The sequence below is a fragment of the Sulfitobacter sp. 1A13353 genome (assembly GCF_043557255.1).
GTDB lineage: Bacteria > Pseudomonadota > Alphaproteobacteria > Rhodobacterales > Rhodobacteraceae > Sulfitobacter > Sulfitobacter faviae.
The window spans coordinates 192,494-208,865 of record NZ_JBIFFS010000004.1 but is presented as its reverse complement, the minus strand read 5'-3'; the positions used below and the strand labels follow the sequence as shown (position 1 = coordinate 208,865).

The window sequence follows — 16,372 nt, the reverse complement described above, 5'->3', positions numbered from 1 at the left end:
GTCCATTTAGTATATCCTTTAGATTGATCCAAAACCGGATGTCGGCCACAGTACGAGAACCATTTCACGTATCTCATCGATTTTCATCCGGAGCATTGAATGGCACATTTCCCCAAGACCGCGGCAGCCCTCACCCTCGCGTTGCCCCTCCTGGCCGTAAGCACCACACTCTCGGCCGACACTAAGTACAGCGGCCATGAGCTCATCAGAGGCCTCTACATCGCAGCAGACGCCCAGAGCGGCCCCGTGGCCCAAGACTATTTCATCGCCCGAGAGATGCTCTACCTGGAGAAAGACGACGGCACGAAGGTCCTCATGACCCAGTACGACTTCTCACCAATGTGGAATGTGAGGCCCTATCTCTACGATAGTGATTTTCCCTCCGGGGCCCGCTCGACCTTCGAGAATGGACATGCTGACCCCACCTCTTTCGGGACAGCAACCGCCAGTATGTATGAGCAGCTGAAAGGACATCTACCCGATCTCTACGCAGAAGTGGCCAGCCCAATGAGCGACACAGGCGGAAACTCCTTTGGCCCGCCAGAGGTCGTCATCATTCGAGCATCTGAGGATTACGACAAGCTCCTGCTCTGCAACCAAATGGGAAATGATTTCTACGAGGGGCAGGACAGCTTCTTCAAAGACCCCAGCGGCCCTGACTGCCAACTCTATGAGGCTGTGCCATCGCTGGGCAACCTCGTCGCAGAGAAGTCTACCATGGAGCTCATGCAGTATGACTTCGATCAGGACATAGGGGCAATCGTATCAAGTATCGGGGTTTCAGGAGATCAAATCAGGATTTCTGTTACCGGTTTCGATCGCCAGACAAAGCGCATGCAAAAAGGCTTCAACGGCTGGGCGGATTGGATGGAGCGGACCCAGTCAATCGGCAGGTCAACAGGGGCACAGGTGACCTGCAACGTGCCAACATCTAGCGCCGCGGCGCTCACCGAGCTGGTGCCAGGCTCTGTTCTGATGGTGCGCGCCAGCGTTGTATCACTTGATGCAAGTGCCGCGGTCTTTGACTGCAAGCCGGTATGATCCGGCATGCCAAGGGAATATATGCGGTATTCGCGACTTTCGTTCAGCCGGCATAGGGTTCATATGAAACAGAACTGTTGAGCAGACTGGAGAAACCATGCCCCTAAAATACGGTGTCGCAATCGGCATGAGCCCTGCCGCCATCTTCCTCGAGATTGAGAAGGATAACCTGGCGCAACGCGATCTGCTTCTGGCGCATGCAGTTCTACAGCAATTCGACATGTTCGATAGCCCGGTGCGGTTATCTGGTGAAGACGAGGTCGCAGGATTCAGGATCGCCAAAAATGGCCCCGGAATCGCCTTTGAAAGCCACTACAGCATCCGCTCAAAGGGCATCGTGGAAGAGGGCATTAACCTGGCATACCCAGAGCATAAGCGCCTGTTTACCAATGCTTCAGTGGATCACGGCGGGTATGTTACTGTCCGAGGCATACACGCAAATGACGTCCTGAAGCACCCCTATATTCGCGCTTGCTTTGAGCTGATGGAAGGCGAGGAGGAGCGGGGTGATTTGGCCGAGATTCGGATGATTGCTCGTTTTGCGGCACTCGATATGCTGGAGCTACCGCGGCCCTCCAAGGAGGCGCTGGCGCTAATGCTTGGAACGATGTCGCATAACGGGCCATCGCATCGATACGACCTTCGGGATCGACTTGCGCATTATAGGTCCATGCTTTCCCGGGCCGATATTGAGATGAACCAATACAGCAAGGATCTCGCCAGTTTTGCACCGCTGGCCATGCACACGGGCGCCGAAGCACGGGAATTAAGTGAGCGCGATCGTGGCATGATGGCTCAACGGAGATCGCGTTTCCTTCTGCGGCATCAGGGTGCTGAAGCGATCTTTGCGCCGATCCCGCCAGAGGATAAGGTCCTCGCTGAGATCCGCGATATCGTGCAAACCACGCTCCACATGCCAGACGTGGACCTGTTGATTGAGCAGGCAATCGGGCAGGCGGCATGGGATGAATTCCTCGCCGACCCAAAGGCTTTCTGCGAGACGCGTGCCGATAAAGATGAGATCGAAAATGACATGCCTGACATCAAGTAACCTGGTCCGAAAGGCTTTTTCTTAGACATTGCAGGCGGCAACATCGCTCTGCCGCCCGCAGTTGATCTATAACGCCAGGGGTCCGTCACGAACATGCGCGCTGCCGACCTGATCCCGGCGTCTTCCCCTTCAGTATACCTCTATCCCCACCAAATTCGCAAAGCTTCTTTCTAGTTTCCTGTCCTCCTCATATTCTGACCAAGACCAGCAGGATCGGAGAACAGGTTGACCATTGAAAGAGAAAAGGGCTGGCGTGATATTGGCTGGTGCATCCGTCCTTTGAAAACGCTCTCCGTTACCTCATGCCTGAAAGAAGTCCATGCCGAACAGCCTGGCCGTCTTTGGTATTCAAGCGACCCACGGCCGACAGCTGAAGCAGCCATGTCGCTGGCGGGAAAATCCATGGCGCCGGCAATCGCGGATCTCGCCATGGACCTCATGGAGCAAGATCGGCCCATCGAAGCCGCCGGTTGGAAGATCGAGTGGTTTGGAGGTGTGAGTAAAGGGCAGGTTCACTTCAATATGACCCGGCCGGGTGCGCCGGGGTGCTGGCAGGTCTGTGTGGGCTTCGAACGCGAGGTCAGCGAGCAAGGCGAGATCAAACGCGCGGCTCTGGACGCCGAGAACGCCAAGATGGATCCCAGAGAGCTTGTATTGCGCTTACTGAACGACGAAGAAACAGAAGAGACGGCCTTCCGTGCAAAGGAGGGGAACTTCCGCGCGCCGCGCCGCGGTGATGAGGTCAGTGTCATCTCGGCCACCGCGCTGAGGAGTTTCCCTGATGTCCCGCCAGGACCGCCTGCGCGGATCAGTAACTTCAACTGCACAGACGCACAGGGTCCCTTTGATCCTGATGAAATCTACTGGCCTGGTATCGCACTCACGGCGCATGCGCCCCTCATTTGGGATGACCGGGCGATTAATGCCAGCGGCGATCTAGGGCGCTCTGACGTCTTCCTCGGGCCCGAAGTGCTCTGTGTTCTGTCAACGGTCCTACAAGAACTTGGCAAAGAAGGTCAGGTCGCCGAGGCGATGGAGAAATACGTTAAGCAAGGTTTTTGGTCGTCCTGTACGGGCAGGGCGATCTTGCTCGAAGAGCTTGGCCTTTGCGCAGTACGCGAGGCGAGGGGTTTCCTCGATAACAGCGTTATGGAGGTTTTAGCCACAGTATCCGCCCTCGCGGCCGAGAAGTCTGTTGCCTCTGTCATGGAGGACTATCGAACCCTGATCACGCGCCTTCCGGCGCTTGGCTTCGATCATGCCGAGACGCAGTATGATTGCAACGATATGGATGATTTCTTGCACGTCACCCGGGACGGCGATATCGCGACTCTTCATCTGAGAACGGAGAACGGTGAATACCGCCTTGTCCATGATGAGGATTCCGGGACCTTCTTGGTGCATGACTGCGCGCGCGAGCAAGGCTTGGGTTCATTCGAGGTAGAACAGGATGAGAACGGCACCTGGAACGCCAAGATCTTATCGGCAAGCGATGAGTATTCAAGCCGAACTGTCACATCCTTCAATGATGCCGTCCGCATAACCTCAAGCGCATCCTGTTGCCTTGAGGAAGACCACCCGATCGAAGAAGAGGGATTCTCGCCATGAGCACTTGGACACAAGGGCGCAGCCCGCTGGAAGAACCTGCAGCGGAAGACGCGCGTGTCGACGCGTATTGGCAGTGGCTTGAACGAAATCCTGACCGAGAGCGCCATGCGGCCTTCGCTGGCTACGCAATCCATGCCCCGCTTCTCTGGCGCAAAATCGAGACTCCCGCACAGGCGGATCATGAGGCCTGGCATATGCGCCACTCGATCGGGCACAGCTGGGACAAGTACAGCGCCCTGGGCGACATCTACAGTCTACGCAGCGGGGATGACGCACCGGAAGCCACGGTTCTGGTTGTAGACGGTGTGGTGGTACATGCCCGCGAGCATCGCAATGCCCGGCTCAGCCCCGAGAACATGACCCATCTCTTGGATTTCTGTCGCCTGAAGGGCTTCGAGCATAAGCCTGACGCGCTTCCTTTCGATTTCCACGAGAATGAGGGCTGCCCAAACACCATGCTGCGCGCGCTACGGCGCCCGCCAAGGGGTGGTAAGGAGTTTCATGAGGTCGTCTTCCCGGGGCGTGCGACCGAAGACCAGGTCGAGGAGCTCGTGCGTGCGCTGGATATCGAAATGACGGTGCCAGCCGGCAGCTGCCTACCCGAAAGCTTTGGCGATCTTGAACTTGCCCTCGTCCGCCATGTTGACGTGCCTGCCGATCAGGCTCGTGATGTGGATGAGCTCTTCAATGACATGATCGAGGCTGCAAAAGCGCGGCAGATCAGCTTTGATCCTGAGCCGGAGATTTAAGAGCGGCTCGACATTTGCTAACCGCCTGTTCGGGCGGGGAAGCGTATCGCGAAGCTGATCGGGCAAGGAGACCTTTGTATAGCTGTTCTGCGCTTCCTGCGTTTCGTGTTTTCATGGGGTGGGGATAGCTTGCGAATCTAATCGAATATGAAGGTTCGCATCAGATGAAATCGACTAAAAAGAGCTTTGGGGAACGTTTCGGTGGGCTGTTCGGAGCGCCGGCTGCCTCCAAATCTTCCGAGGCACCTGCCGCCAACAAAGTTCCGCTGCGAGACCTGGCCCGAACACCTCCTCAAACACATGAGGGTAAGGCTGTCAGTCCGGAGAAGACGCCAGAGCAGCCAGCAAGTAAATACTTCGACCCGGCGCTTGGGAGAAACCCCAATGTGCGAAAAGCATCATTGGAAAGCCTTAGCGTGGGTCATTCCCCTGTCTTTGTCGATATCATCGGCCAGCGATCAAGCGTTACCAAATGGAGCGAGGTCTACGCGATCGCGATGACGGCCGCGCAGCGTTGTCTTGAGAACAACGCCAGCTTGGAAACGGCATCGGGGGCCTCCGTTTGGCCGGGTAAGAAATACGATGGGTATCTTTACCTGCCGGACATTGATGCCTCGGTTAAGCGCCCAAATCATGCACAGATGATCTCGGCGATCAAAACGATCGCCCGAACCCTCCACCTTCCTGTGACATTGCGATGCGGGGCAGGTGAAAGCGAAGTGGTTTTCAGAGCGGACCCGCCGCGCGACCTCATCCCGGTACCGGGCGCTCTCGTACCTTACCGTCTGGCCAGTAAGCCCCGAATGTCGTTGCGTAAGATCGCGCGGCAAAACGTCAGCAATGATGTTGTGGTGTCAGACCCGTTCGATCTGGCGATGGATGCACGGGATAAGCTCATCATGGTTGGATCGAAAGTCACGCTGGATATCGAAGGCGTATCGACCAAAGCAACATTCACGATCACCAATGGCAAAAAGAACACTGGACCGAATGAGCTTAACGCGGACACTCCGATCGCACGTGCCGTGATGGGTCATCAGCGAGGCGATCAGGCTTCCTATGAGGTTATGGGGGCTGTCCGTGATATCCATATCAAGCGGGTAGACAACAGCCGCATACTCTATCGCATGGGTTTCGACCAAGAGGTTGAAAAGAGCTCTGAACCCGAAGGCATGAGCCTATAACCAAATTGGGCGTATTGTGCCACATCCCCTGATGCGGCCGCCTATGCGGCAGGGAGGCCATGAGGCTCCTCAGATACCCTGAAGCGGCCGCACGCCCTGCAGCTGCTCCCGCACGCTCTCCAAAGAGAAATTCTTCGGTACTTCCAACAGGGGCACGCCCGCCGAGTTCAGTGCCGCGCGCTTCACCTTATCGCTCTTTTCAGCTTTTTCGCGGGAAGCCGGGCCGCGGCCATAATGCCCAGCGCCTTGATACTCGATCACGCAAAGCACCGTGCCTTCTGCATCCGCGATCACGAAGTCAGCGCGCTTCTGGTTTACCTTCGCAAAGGCGCTGCGGGTATTACCCTTCAAGAACTCCCCATAGGAAACCTGGGTGAAGACCCGGGCCTTTGCGCCGAAAATTGGCCCCGCCACGGTATCAAGCACGCCCAGCAGGCGGGCTTCTGATTGGTTGAAGAGGCTCACAGCCGTGAAACTGTCTTCGCCCTCTTTCTGCAGCGGTTCACCTGCAGAGCTGCCTGAGCTCAGTTTGGCGATGATGATGACGGCCACCAAAATAACAGCAGCACAGATGAACAGAATTTTCATTAAGAAGACCTAAGATGATGAATGAGTTTAACCTTTCCTCGATTATAAGCGTTGCCGATAAAACTTCGCCGGACCGCCAGGTCGGATTTGCGAAAATAATGTGGATAACCTGAAATATTGAGCCTCGACACGCAGCATGCCGGTGGCGCCGGGCCTATATTTGTAGCTGATCTGTAAACAATGCCGAGAGTTCCCCCTATGTCTGCAACCGACCAAGAGAAGAAGCTAAGCATCGCGGATGACATGAAGGAATGGCGCGAGGGTCGTGATATTGGATTGAAGGGTACAACCGAGGATGCCCCCGCCGGAACCTGGGACGTCAGCGCCATCACCGGCGTAGGCGATGTCTATGATCATGTGCGGCAGATGGTGGTCGACCTGAAAGCTTGGAAAGACGGTGATCTTGCTTGGGGCGATATTTCGCCCTCGATCATCATCGAAGGCGCCCCGGGCACCGGCAAGACCTATCTCGCCCGTCAGGTCGGCAAGGTCCTCGGCGAAGAGAACAGCGTGATCACGAGCTTTGCCGATTGGCAGTCCTCAGGCAAAGGTCACCTGGGAACTCTCATACAGGCCATGAAAGACAGCTTCAAAGAGGCGCGCAATAAAGCGCCAGCTATCCTTTTTATCGATGAAATAGATTCACTCTCATCACGGGAAAATGAAGGACACGGAAATAATGACAGCTACTGGCGCGGATTGATCAACGCCTTCCTCGCCGAGATGGATGTATCCACCATGGAAGGAGTCCTTGTGATCGGCGCCTGCAATGATGTGTCAGGCATTGATCCAGCCATTCTTCGGGATGGGCGGTTTGATGAAACCCTGTACATGGAGCTGCCAGGGCCCGAATTCATCGCGCAGATCCTCCAAAAGAAGCTCCCGGACCTCGACCCTGACGACATTGCAAAGACCGCGCGCATGCTGACCGGCGAGACGCCCGCGGCAATCGACGGCGCGGTACGCAAGATGAAGGCTGAATGCCGGCGCAAAAAGACTGACTTCTCTCTCGCAGCACTGGAGGAAAGGCTTCTGCCTGACCCCGAGATGCGCGAGGCGATCTGGAAGCGTGTATCCCTACATGAATGCGGTCATGCCATTGCCGGTAAGGCCCTGGGTCTTGGCACTGTCGAGCGCGTCTTGATGCACGCGCAAGGCTCGGGATTTGCCCAGAGCCGCTTGAAGAGCACCGAGGGCGTCATTGAAGAGCTTGATGCACGCCTGACGATGATCATGGCTGGGCGGGCTGCGGAGGAGCTCTGCCTTGGCAGTAAATCCTCTGGGGCAGGGGGATCTGATAAATCCGATCTGGCCAAGGCGACCCAGATCGCCCTTGCGATCGAGACACGCTACGGCATGGGCGAAACTGGCGCCTTATATGCAAAGCTCAAAGATGCTGATTGGCATTTCGGTCCAATTTCAGACTCCGTTAAGAAGCGCATTGCAACCGCAGGTGAGCGCGCATTGGATGTGTTGAGCAAGAACCGTGTGCTTCTTTGTGATATGGCCGAAGATCTCGCGACCTGTAGGTCCATGGATGGCCACAGGCTGCAGGACTGGCTCGATCAGGTCGCCCCTTATGACATGTCGGCGGATATCGTTTCGCCAATCATGACCTGCTATGAATTTGTCACGGCCATGGTGGAAAGCTCAGTCCGCTTTTCCAACATGAAAACCCGCGCATCTGCAGTCAGCGCCATGCGGTCAGGTGATGAGGTTGTTATCCCCCTTATGCGCATCGGATATTTCTACGGCAATAAGCGCAAAGCCGCGTCGAACGCGAGTTGGGCGGCCGTCTGCATGGCAGGGTACAAAATCGCCACCAAGGGCCTGCCTCAGAATGCTGTGATGAAAGTCCGGGAACTGGTATCCTTCTCCGAATTCCTGCTGGCTAAAGATGAAATGGCGAAGTTCAAAGAACTTGAGGACGGTGAAGAGGTAAAGCGCGCGGTCAAAGAGATTGGCCAGTACGCTCAGATGCGGATCAACCTTCAGGAAAGGGCGGATGCGTGATGTAAGCAGTGCTCGCGTTTTTCCCTACCAGCCTATAAATTTTCAGGTGCGTCGCATCTCGATGTCGCCATGGCCCTGGGTTGGAGAATGAACATGCTGCTGAAAAAAGTCATCACCCTCTACGGGCAAGACCAAACAAAGATGCCAAATGATCCTGGTTCGGATATGATCCGGGCACAGCTGATCCATGAGAATATTGCTGTCGAGGAGATGCAGTCATATCGACGGGGTGTTCTTGAAGCACTCTCTGAATGCCGACCATACTATCTGGATCACAATGCTGCCGCATTGGTGAACAGCTTCACAGACGATATGACCGATACCGATTACATCCGCGATAACAAGCTCCCGGCTGACGTGGTCTGGGTCGAGTATGATGCTGTCGCCCTATCCTACGCACGCGAACGCACCGGCATTGGTCAAGCTGATAAGGACGCCGACCTCATGGGGCACAGAGGTGTGCTGATCGACAATCGGGACAGGGATGTCATGCGCATTCAGGTTCTCAGATCAGACTCCTCGGGCAAAATTATCGATCCAATCGCCTCACTTGCCGTCTCTAAAGACAGCAAAGGCCTGCCAATGCTCGATGAAGTTAAGCTTGAGCTTACAGATCACATGCGTGAATTCTACGCTTCAGTGCCCGATTTCAGCGCTCAGCAGTACAGAGAGTTCGTCATCGACGACCGAGATGCTATGAACGGCAGCATGATGATGGCCTTCGGGATGTTTGCGCTGATGAACTCCAAATCCCAGGACATCAATTTTGGGGAAAGCGAGATCTTCTCGCGCGGGGAACAGAAGACCGCACGCAAATTCGGGAAGTCCCATATCACCGGGGCACCTAAATCCCATATCACAGTCAATCTGACAGACATGGGTAAGTCCTACGTCGCCCAGCTCGAGGAAGATGCGAGTGACCGCAAGCGTGTGGCGGCCGGGCACGCCCCAAAGGTTCGCCATACTGTGCGTGAGCATGAACGGCGCTACAAAAGCGGCAAAGTGATCACCGTTAAGGCTCATGAGCGTGGCAGTGCGCCGGATATGCGGCCGACAAGGGTCACCGCAAGCGAGCCAGATGAAAGCCCCTCACCTTAGAGGACCCCGGCTGGTCATGAAAAACAATTTCCAAGTAAAGCGTCAGCTTTCGGCTTCACACATAATTCTGGAGAGTTCGACGCCAATTCACTGGCATGGTGGAGCGATTGCGAAAAAGCCGTTGCGTGAGGCTTTCTCGGGTCGCACCATACTCTCAAACTTGATCATATTGAGGATACTATGATGGCAGCCCCCAAAACCAAGCGACGTGCAGCAGTTCTTTTTGTTGCTGCAACCCTTCTTGCGCCTGCATACGCAGCATCCGCGTCGCCTGAGTGCGATGAGATTGGCAATCTGGGCCGCTTCATCATGGAAAAGCGCCAGGCTGATACCCTGAAAGATGAAGTGCGCAATACGATCTACACAAAGTCCTATCGCGAGCAGGCTTTTGGGATCGTGCTGCTGGATGAGGCCTATAAAATTGACGTGATGTCGAACTATGGCACGCGCAAGAACGCAATCGATGATTTCACGGCCACAGCCATTCAGGGCTGCGAGGCGATCATCACTCATTGATCCCGCAGGCGCGCTCCCCCACACGTCGACGTAATTTGGCCGCCGCCTGCGATAGGCGGCGGTCAAAGCGTTTTAGGAAGGACGTATTACAGGCTCGCCGACATCTCCCGCGCATGATCATTCGCAGGGATCTGACCCAGAAGGCGATCGTGGATCCAGAGCTCACCTTTCTGGGTGGTGTAGGCCGCGCTCCCAAGCTCATCTTCCATTTCTGCGGTCAGCGCATCCAGGCGTGTCTTGGGTGTGATAACGGAGCGTAGATCTTCAGTGCTGCCGGCGCCGTTTGAGATGACCACGAGACCATCGCCGATATCATGGGCAAAGGCGCGACGCGTCCAGTCGGTCACCGCATCGATTTCAGGGCCGTCCATGGTGTTGAACAGGATGCGATCGCCCAGAGCATAGCCATGTTTGCGCAACTCAAGCGTGAGCAGAGCTTCGAACTCTGCCTCCATTGGCTCGACTTCAATCGAAAGATCAAAGAGCCCTTCATCATTCAAAAGGCCGATCAGAAGGCCGGGCTGACCTTCCCATGCCGCCTCAATCGCTGTGATGAAGTCTTCGGCGCCATTCTGTCCTTTGCGCGCGAAGGGGGCAGGGGTGCCGCGATCTGTGGCTTCATCACGTCCCATGATATCGAAATTATGGCTGACCGTTCCCGGCTCCAAGTTGTGGTAAAGCTCGTAGCGGTAATAGAGGTCAGGGACCTCACCGTCATCAAAGGCGCCGTCTTCGAGCATTTCGGCCAGGCTTGCGGCGCAAAAACGCACCTCATCAACACCCTTACGGCGCACGACAGTGAAGTGCTCAACGAATTCTTCGTCAACTTCAACGTTCGCTTCGGTCAGCTCCTGCCAGCTCTGCATCCCATAGGATTTGGCGACCTCCGCCTGGGCTTCTCCGAGCTTGATGCCGTGCTCTTTCTTCAAGGCCTTGGCCTCGCGCTTTACGATGTCGAGGGGCTTGCCGTTCACACAATAGGTCTTCGTCATGGTCGTATCTCCATAATGGAGCCAATGGGCAGGGCGCAGACGCAATTCGAGCGCTCACAGCCGATGGCAATTCTAGTTTCTGAAATCTGTGACGAGGCCCCAATGGCTTTCCACCGAAATGGAATCACGCTTTCGTCCAGCGCTGAGTTGACCGTAGCGAGGCGATTCTGGATGCGCAAGAAAAATGTGCGACCATCAGCAATCTTTCTCAGGCATCCCAAAAAGGACCCAACTTAGTGGATGGCGGCCTCAACTGCTTTCTCTTCTGCATCCGCAATATCAGCTTCAGCGAGGGCGTCGGGGTGCTTCACAGCTGCCCAAGCCCGCAGGTCAAAGATACCATCGAACCCAAGATCATCAGTGATCTCGAATGAGTTAAAGCCGACTGAGCCGACGATCAGTGAAAATACCCTGCCATCGATGTCCATGTGATCAGCGCAGTGAAAGGTGTCGAAGCGCATCTTTTCAATTTGCTCCGCCATAATGGATTTTCCGACAGCATCCATCAAAGGCAGGGAAACGGTAAAGAGGGTGCATCCATCATCCTGGCGGACCATATCCAGCTGGGCAAAAAGATGAGGAATTAGAGCCATCAGGTTCACGCCGGGCACACAATGCATCCCATGCGTGTTGAAGTACCGAGAAAACCATTTCGCATTTCCACGCAGATTGTCCGTGGTCTTGGCATGCCTCTCCCGATGTTCTTCGAGATAATTTGAGGTGTCGATCGCCACCTCACAGGTCTCGCCGTATAGATCCATAACACCCCCTGGTCGCGCCATTTCTCGCAGCTCTTCAGCAAGCTCCTCATAGGTTTCGCTGATGAATCGTGCTGAGGTCAGGCCGCTGAAACAGGCAATCTCGACCTTTCTGGCGCTCCCAAGTTTTCTACAGATGGACTGCACAAGGTTGTAGTTCTCATCTTCATCCATGGTTTTCAAAAGATTGGCAAAATCGATCTCAGCAACGATCTGCATCTCCAGGACGCCTTCAATGCCAGATTCCTTGTCGCGTCTGGATTTTACATGGAAATCGATCATGGAATGTTCCTTTAGGGCAGATGGTTGGTTTGGTTGTTCAGAAAAAGCTCGATGCCCAATGACTATGCCTTAAAGCTGAGCTATCAAGGTTTCGACGTAATTTTTCGCAACACCCGAATTTCATATCGAGATATCATCTGCGGGCGCGGGCTCATGCTCAGCAGCTTTGACGACAAGTTTGTATCCCACCCGCGCGGCCGCATCATGCCATGCGTCATCGACGGTATTGCTCGATCCACGGCTCATCTTACTGACGAACTGTTCTGTGAGGTCTGTGATCTCCATCACGGGATTAACCTTGGTCGAACCGACCAGCTCGCTGTCGAAGACCTTGAAGAGCTCTGCGATTGGGTTTTCGGGCAGATCCTTGGGATCGAACCCTTCGATCGGCTCAAAAGAGATCATCCTGGACCACAGAAGGCCCCGTAGAGCCACCTCGGCAGGGCGTCGGGCAAGGGTGGCGCCGAGGTCTCTGAACGCCCCTGCTTCCTCCTCAGTGGGCCGCAGCACAAGATCGCCAGCCATGCGGACGACCATCGCGTCCATTGCTTCTTTGATCGCGCGGCCGGTCTCTGTCCCAGTATCCTTCAACGCGGCCCAATCCGCGAGGACCTCGGCCGGGTTGGCCTCCGCCAGCTCTGCGCCGTTTTCGCAAATCGCCGGCATGACTTTGAAGATGCCACCGATCAGGGTCTTTCTGACCTGAAAAGCGTCGCTCTCATAGCCGATCTGGTATTCATACTGTGCTGCTCTGTCCTGGTGGCTCTTGGCCGCGCCGGTGCCGGGGGCGAAGAATGTATCGTAAGCCTGCGCGCTTGGAAGTTTGGACAGCGCCTCGCCATATTCCCCGGTGCCGGCCTTGTCTTTCTCCCAGGTTTCCAAGAAATCTTCTGCCCGCTCATAGCGGACGGCCGCGGAGACCGCGTTCCCATCGGGGATCAGCGTGAGCGGGTCGCGGGGCTCGCGATGGATTGCCGCATCTTCATTCCAGGACAGGATCTCGGTGCCGTTGTTGTTGCCATCCTTGATGTGGAAGCTGTGTTCCTGGCCATCGATCTCGATGGTGCCGGTGATCTCGATGTTGAGCGCGTTGAGCTGGTCGACGTCGTCGATCGAAATCTCCGCATCTTCGGCATACCCCCAGGCCACCTCGACGATCCGCTGCAGAACATCGTCTTGGAGGTGTGCTGCGACATCTTTCTCGAAGTCACCCGATAATTCTGCCTCCGGTTTGGTTGATGCGTCGCCCATTGATCTGGCCCTTCCATTTACGATTGGACCAGTATGTGCGGGGAATGGCGAAAATCGCAAAGAGACCAGTTGCAGTTCAGGTCTCGGGCCCCTGGATCAACCCCATGACGCCGCGCCCCTCTATCTGGATCGGGGGTGCCGGTTCGTTGGGGATCGCCTTCATGAGTTCAGGGTTTTTCGCCATGGAGGTGGCAAGCATGAAGTTGTTGTCGAGCTTCGTCATGGCTAGACCAGCAACAGCCACCCCAAGCGAGGTAATCGAGGGGTTTATCAAAGTGGCATAGGAGAAATCCGTATGCGCATTGTGCAGATTAGAGGAAGACATCATGGAGATGAGTTTCTCCCTGTGGGCCCATATCACCATGCCATCAAAGTAGGGTTCGAGCTCCTCGCGGAGGCCGAAGTCTTCGAATTTCACGACGAAGGTCGACTTGCCGGTACACTCTACCAGATAGTCCAAAATTCCTCGAAGGACCTCATTGTTTTCAGCGACACCCATAACTGCTTCTTTCTATGAATTATGCCTGCAAAATATAGTATTTCGCATAAGCATTCATAGCGGCGAGCGCCAAAAAGGCGCCCTGAGGTTGCTAAACGCGGTAGAATTAGAAGCTTGGGCTTTCGCACCAAGGGTCCGCCTTATTCTAAAAGAAGGAGAGTTGGCCAGCTGAAGAACGCATCAGCCCGGCGCCGGAACCTCGGAGTTCAGCGCAGCAACCGGCGCTCCCCTGACGAACTTTACGTTACCGTCACGGCATAGTTGCAGAAATGAGAGGCCCTCATCGGCCTTCTCAATAATCTCTTCGGTGCGCTGCCAAACCTTTAAATATCTTTCCACGTCAGACTGCATTGCATCTGCCAAGACCGCAGAAAAACGTTCATTTTCACTGATCGAGAGTTCGCGTAAATCTTGGCTTGATCGGACCGGTTTCAATCCGATGACCCGAGCAAATACACCCTGGGGCCTGTCTCCATCTAGCTTTGCGCGACGCTTCGCTTGTTTCGTAGCTTCTGTAGCGAAGTACCTGCTTCTCTTGCCTTGACGAGGTTCGCTCTTATTCTGAAAATATCTCAGGTCATTGCCCAAGGTTTCGTTGCTAGTCTTAGTGAACTTGATGCAACCCTTGAGCGCTTCGACAAGGTTGTTTCGGTTCAGGATCTCGTTGATATCAAGCAGACCAATGTCTTGACGGCTCAGTGCCTCAAGGCTTTCCTGCATATTTAGTCGAGAAGCTTCCGTATAATCATAGGATTTCGACTCATCATAATACTCCTGACTGTAGTGGTATTCATAGATGCCAAAACTTGGGGAGGGTTGATGATTCAGTTCGAGGTCGCGATCAAGGCTACTGAGATCAATGCCGCGGGCGACTTCTTTGATCCGCTCCCTCATTTTCATCATGTTGCGCTTGGTAGGACCTGTAGCGAGATGCTGAAGCGCTGGAACCGTTGGGGAGATTTTATCCACCACGAAGTTGCGGTAGCTCTCAACCAATGACGTCGCCCAAGCCGCATTTCTCTGGTAAAACGGATCGGTCGCGACAAGGGCAACCATACTCCAATCAAGGTCAATCGCCTGGCAAAGGTGATGCTCTGCTCTTTTACCGTCCTTCTTGTTGAGGTAGCATTTAGCGATCTCAAAATGAGTGTATTGATAATCATGTGGGATCTTCAAAGCGTCGAGATAGGTATCGATCGCAGTGTCGTCGTCCCCATCCAGAAAGGCCGCGGCACCCGCGCGGCAAAGGGCAACAGCCTCTTTCTTTCCATCGAGATGCAAAGATGCCTGTCGAAAGGCGCAATGTGCTGCGTCATAGTCAACCAAATCTGGATTGCGAGGCTTGGTATCACCAATGAGGATTTGCCCAAGCAGAAGATGAAACTCCGGAATGTGACGGAAGGCGAGGCCGCCATCATTTTCAATGGCAGCTTTTAGGTTTTCCAACGCATCGGCAGGATATCCCTTTTTCAGCAGCGTTGCGGCGCGGTTGAAGCGCTCCCATGCACGCGTTTCTTCAGGTTTGCTTACCTTCTCTTCAATCTGGTCCAGTCGGCGTTCCAAGCCTGACATCTGATCGGAGATAGCGATAAATCCGCTATTCATGTCTTCGCGCAATCCACCAAGAGCGCCATCGATGCGGCTCAATTGCTGGCTTTGCTCCATGATGCTCTGATCGATACGAAAGAGACCGCCTTCGATCTGTGTGCCGAGCTTCTTCATCGCTCCGGCCTGTGCAGTCGCCAGAGACATGAGCCCTGCATGCATACGGTCTCCGACACGATCGATTGCGTTGAGGGTCGACCAGTGCTGGAACAGGCTCAAATCGGACATAGGGGTGGTTCTCTCTCAAATGACTGCGTGGGGCTAGGATATGTCGCTCCCGCGATAGTTGAAACGGTGATGTGGTCTTTTTGTGGTGAATTTTAGGAATTCTCCAAGATCACAAAGGGACCCTGAGGCTTCCATTGCCCGTGATGGTTTTGGGTATGCCCATCGGTTTTTCATCCAGATGATTTACACAGCAAAAAGGGCGACCAAAGGCGGTCCGCCCCTCAAATATAGGAGATTACTGCGATGCCGAAGCTGCACCCCGAAGACAAAGTCTACGTAGATCGCGAAACAGGTGCTTTTGCCCCGTTGGATGAAATCGATACGGGGAGCGCCGGCGTTTACCGCTTTTTCGACGGCTCGGAGAAATATCATTCCGCGGCCAATGTCAGCGGGGAAGACTTCGACATTTACGAAGAGTCCGGGTTCCGGTCCGATGTGGAGATGGCGCTGGTTCTGTCAGGAAATGACCCAGCGGCCGCGGAGCAGGCTTACGAGCTCACCACCTTCGGAGCGCTGCTTGAAGCGCGGGCGCCGCAGGACGCACCCGGCGGCCCCTAAGTCGCGGCCACCCAGGTCTCAAGGATCTTGGCCACCCGCGCCAGTTCCGCCTGACGTTGTCCGGGATCCTGCATCTCCAGCGCGCGCTGCCAGGAGCGACGCAAGCCTTCCCCTTTGGGGTGGGCCAAGCAGCATGTAACAACTGCCTCGCCCAGCTCAATGTCTTCGCGCAGATCTTCTTCAGCCGCCCGCGGTGGGGCGTCGATTACCTTTCCTATGGCGCGCGCGCGGCTTTCTTGTCCGGGAATCTGATCCGACCAGGCCCCGCCGAAGGACACATTTTTCAGCTGATCTTTTCTATCCATGATAACCCTTGATGGAAGTGTGGAACAAAAATAGAACGGGAAGTCC

The 16,372-nt window shown here is 55.1% G+C and carries 16 protein-coding genes; 9 read left to right on the top strand and 7 right to left on the bottom strand.

Features of this window, described 5'->3' with window-relative positions:
- Nucleotides 1–99 precede the first annotated feature (99 nt).
- The 5 genes from ACGYLO_RS11710 to ACGYLO_RS11690 all read left to right on the top strand — a co-directional run bounded on the left by ACGYLO_RS11710 (nucleotide 100) and on the right by ACGYLO_RS11690 (nucleotide 5,633).
- A complete protein-coding gene (locus tag ACGYLO_RS11710) occupies nucleotides 100–1,041 on the top strand; it encodes a hypothetical protein (protein WP_394376610.1) in 942 nt (313 codons plus the stop codon).
- Nucleotides 1,042–1,138: 97 nt separating this feature from the next.
- Nucleotides 1,139–2,092, top strand: a complete 954-nt coding sequence (locus ACGYLO_RS11705; protein ID WP_394376609.1) for a hypothetical protein — start codon at nucleotides 1,139–1,141, stop codon at nucleotides 2,090–2,092.
- 225 nt (nucleotides 2,093–2,317) lie between these two features.
- Nucleotides 2,318–3,700: a hypothetical protein gene (locus ACGYLO_RS11700; RefSeq protein WP_394376608.1), complete on the top strand. Its 1,383-nt coding sequence runs from the start codon at nucleotides 2,318–2,320 to the stop codon at nucleotides 3,698–3,700.
- Nucleotides 3,697–4,449 (top strand): hypothetical protein, encoded by a 753-nt coding sequence (locus tag ACGYLO_RS11695; protein WP_394376607.1) that lies wholly within the window; start codon nucleotides 3,697–3,699, stop codon nucleotides 4,447–4,449. The genes ACGYLO_RS11700 and ACGYLO_RS11695 overlap by 4 nt, the downstream gene beginning before the upstream one ends.
- A 164-nt stretch (nucleotides 4,450–4,613) precedes the next feature.
- Entirely contained in the window at nucleotides 4,614–5,633 is a 1,020-nt protein-coding gene (locus ACGYLO_RS11690) for a hypothetical protein (protein ID WP_394376606.1), read from the top strand.
- Between the two features lie 69 nt (nucleotides 5,634–5,702).
- Here ACGYLO_RS11690 and ACGYLO_RS11685 read toward each other — a convergent pair whose 3' ends face one another.
- Entirely contained in the window at nucleotides 5,703–6,221 is a 519-nt protein-coding gene (locus ACGYLO_RS11685; protein WP_394376605.1) for a DUF2726 domain-containing protein, read from the bottom strand.
- 198 nt (nucleotides 6,222–6,419) lie between these two features.
- On the opposite strand from ACGYLO_RS11685, the gene ACGYLO_RS11680 reads away from it, so the two are divergent.
- From ACGYLO_RS11680 to ACGYLO_RS11670, 3 genes are all read left to right on the top strand, one after another.
- Nucleotides 6,420–8,234, top strand: coding sequence for an AAA family ATPase (locus tag ACGYLO_RS11680; protein WP_394376604.1), 1,815 nt, complete (start codon nucleotides 6,420–6,422; stop codon nucleotides 8,232–8,234).
- 93 nt (nucleotides 8,235–8,327) lie between these two features.
- The gene (locus tag ACGYLO_RS11675; protein WP_394376603.1) at nucleotides 8,328–9,332 is read left to right on the top strand and encodes a hypothetical protein; all 1,005 of its coding nucleotides are present in this window, start codon (nucleotides 8,328–8,330) and stop codon (nucleotides 9,330–9,332) included.
- A gap of 183 nt (nucleotides 9,333–9,515) precedes the next feature.
- On the top strand, nucleotides 9,516–9,848 hold the full coding sequence (locus ACGYLO_RS11670) for a hypothetical protein (protein WP_394376602.1): 333 nt from the start codon (nucleotides 9,516–9,518) through the stop codon (nucleotides 9,846–9,848).
- Nucleotides 9,849–9,934: 86 nt separating this feature from the next.
- On the opposite strand, the gene ACGYLO_RS11665 is transcribed toward ACGYLO_RS11670, so the two are convergent.
- The 5 genes from ACGYLO_RS11665 to ACGYLO_RS11645 all read right to left on the bottom strand — a co-directional run bounded on the left by ACGYLO_RS11665 (nucleotide 9,935) and on the right by ACGYLO_RS11645 (nucleotide 15,463).
- Entirely contained in the window at nucleotides 9,935–10,840 is a 906-nt protein-coding gene (locus ACGYLO_RS11665; RefSeq protein WP_394376601.1) for a hypothetical protein, read from the bottom strand.
- Between the two features lie 233 nt (nucleotides 10,841–11,073).
- Nucleotides 11,074–11,880 carry a hypothetical protein gene (locus ACGYLO_RS11660; protein ID WP_394376600.1) on the bottom strand — a complete coding sequence of 269 codons (807 nt, stop codon included), beginning with the start codon at nucleotides 11,878–11,880 and terminating at the stop codon, nucleotides 11,074–11,076.
- A 120-nt stretch (nucleotides 11,881–12,000) separates the two neighbouring features.
- Nucleotides 12,001–13,131, bottom strand: coding sequence for a hypothetical protein (locus ACGYLO_RS11655; RefSeq protein WP_394376599.1), 1,131 nt, complete (start codon nucleotides 13,129–13,131; stop codon nucleotides 12,001–12,003).
- Between the two features lie 76 nt (nucleotides 13,132–13,207).
- Nucleotides 13,208–13,630, bottom strand: a complete 423-nt coding sequence (locus ACGYLO_RS11650) for a hypothetical protein (protein WP_394376598.1) — start codon at nucleotides 13,628–13,630, stop codon at nucleotides 13,208–13,210.
- 180 nt (nucleotides 13,631–13,810) lie between these two features.
- Nucleotides 13,811–15,463 (bottom strand): tetratricopeptide repeat protein, encoded by a 1,653-nt coding sequence (locus ACGYLO_RS11645; RefSeq protein WP_394376597.1) that lies wholly within the window; start codon nucleotides 15,461–15,463, stop codon nucleotides 13,811–13,813.
- A 243-nt stretch (nucleotides 15,464–15,706) separates the two neighbouring features.
- On the opposite strand from ACGYLO_RS11645, the gene ACGYLO_RS11640 reads away from it, so the two are divergent.
- Nucleotides 15,707–16,021 (top strand): hypothetical protein, encoded by a 315-nt coding sequence (locus ACGYLO_RS11640; protein WP_394376596.1) that lies wholly within the window; start codon nucleotides 15,707–15,709, stop codon nucleotides 16,019–16,021.
- Here the strand turns inward: ACGYLO_RS11640 and ACGYLO_RS11635 are convergent.
- Nucleotides 16,018–16,326 carry a hypothetical protein gene (locus ACGYLO_RS11635; protein WP_394376595.1) on the bottom strand — a complete coding sequence of 103 codons (309 nt, stop codon included), beginning with the start codon at nucleotides 16,324–16,326 and terminating at the stop codon, nucleotides 16,018–16,020. The genes ACGYLO_RS11640 and ACGYLO_RS11635 overlap by 4 nt on opposite strands.
- Nucleotides 16,327–16,372: the final 46 nt, after the last annotated feature.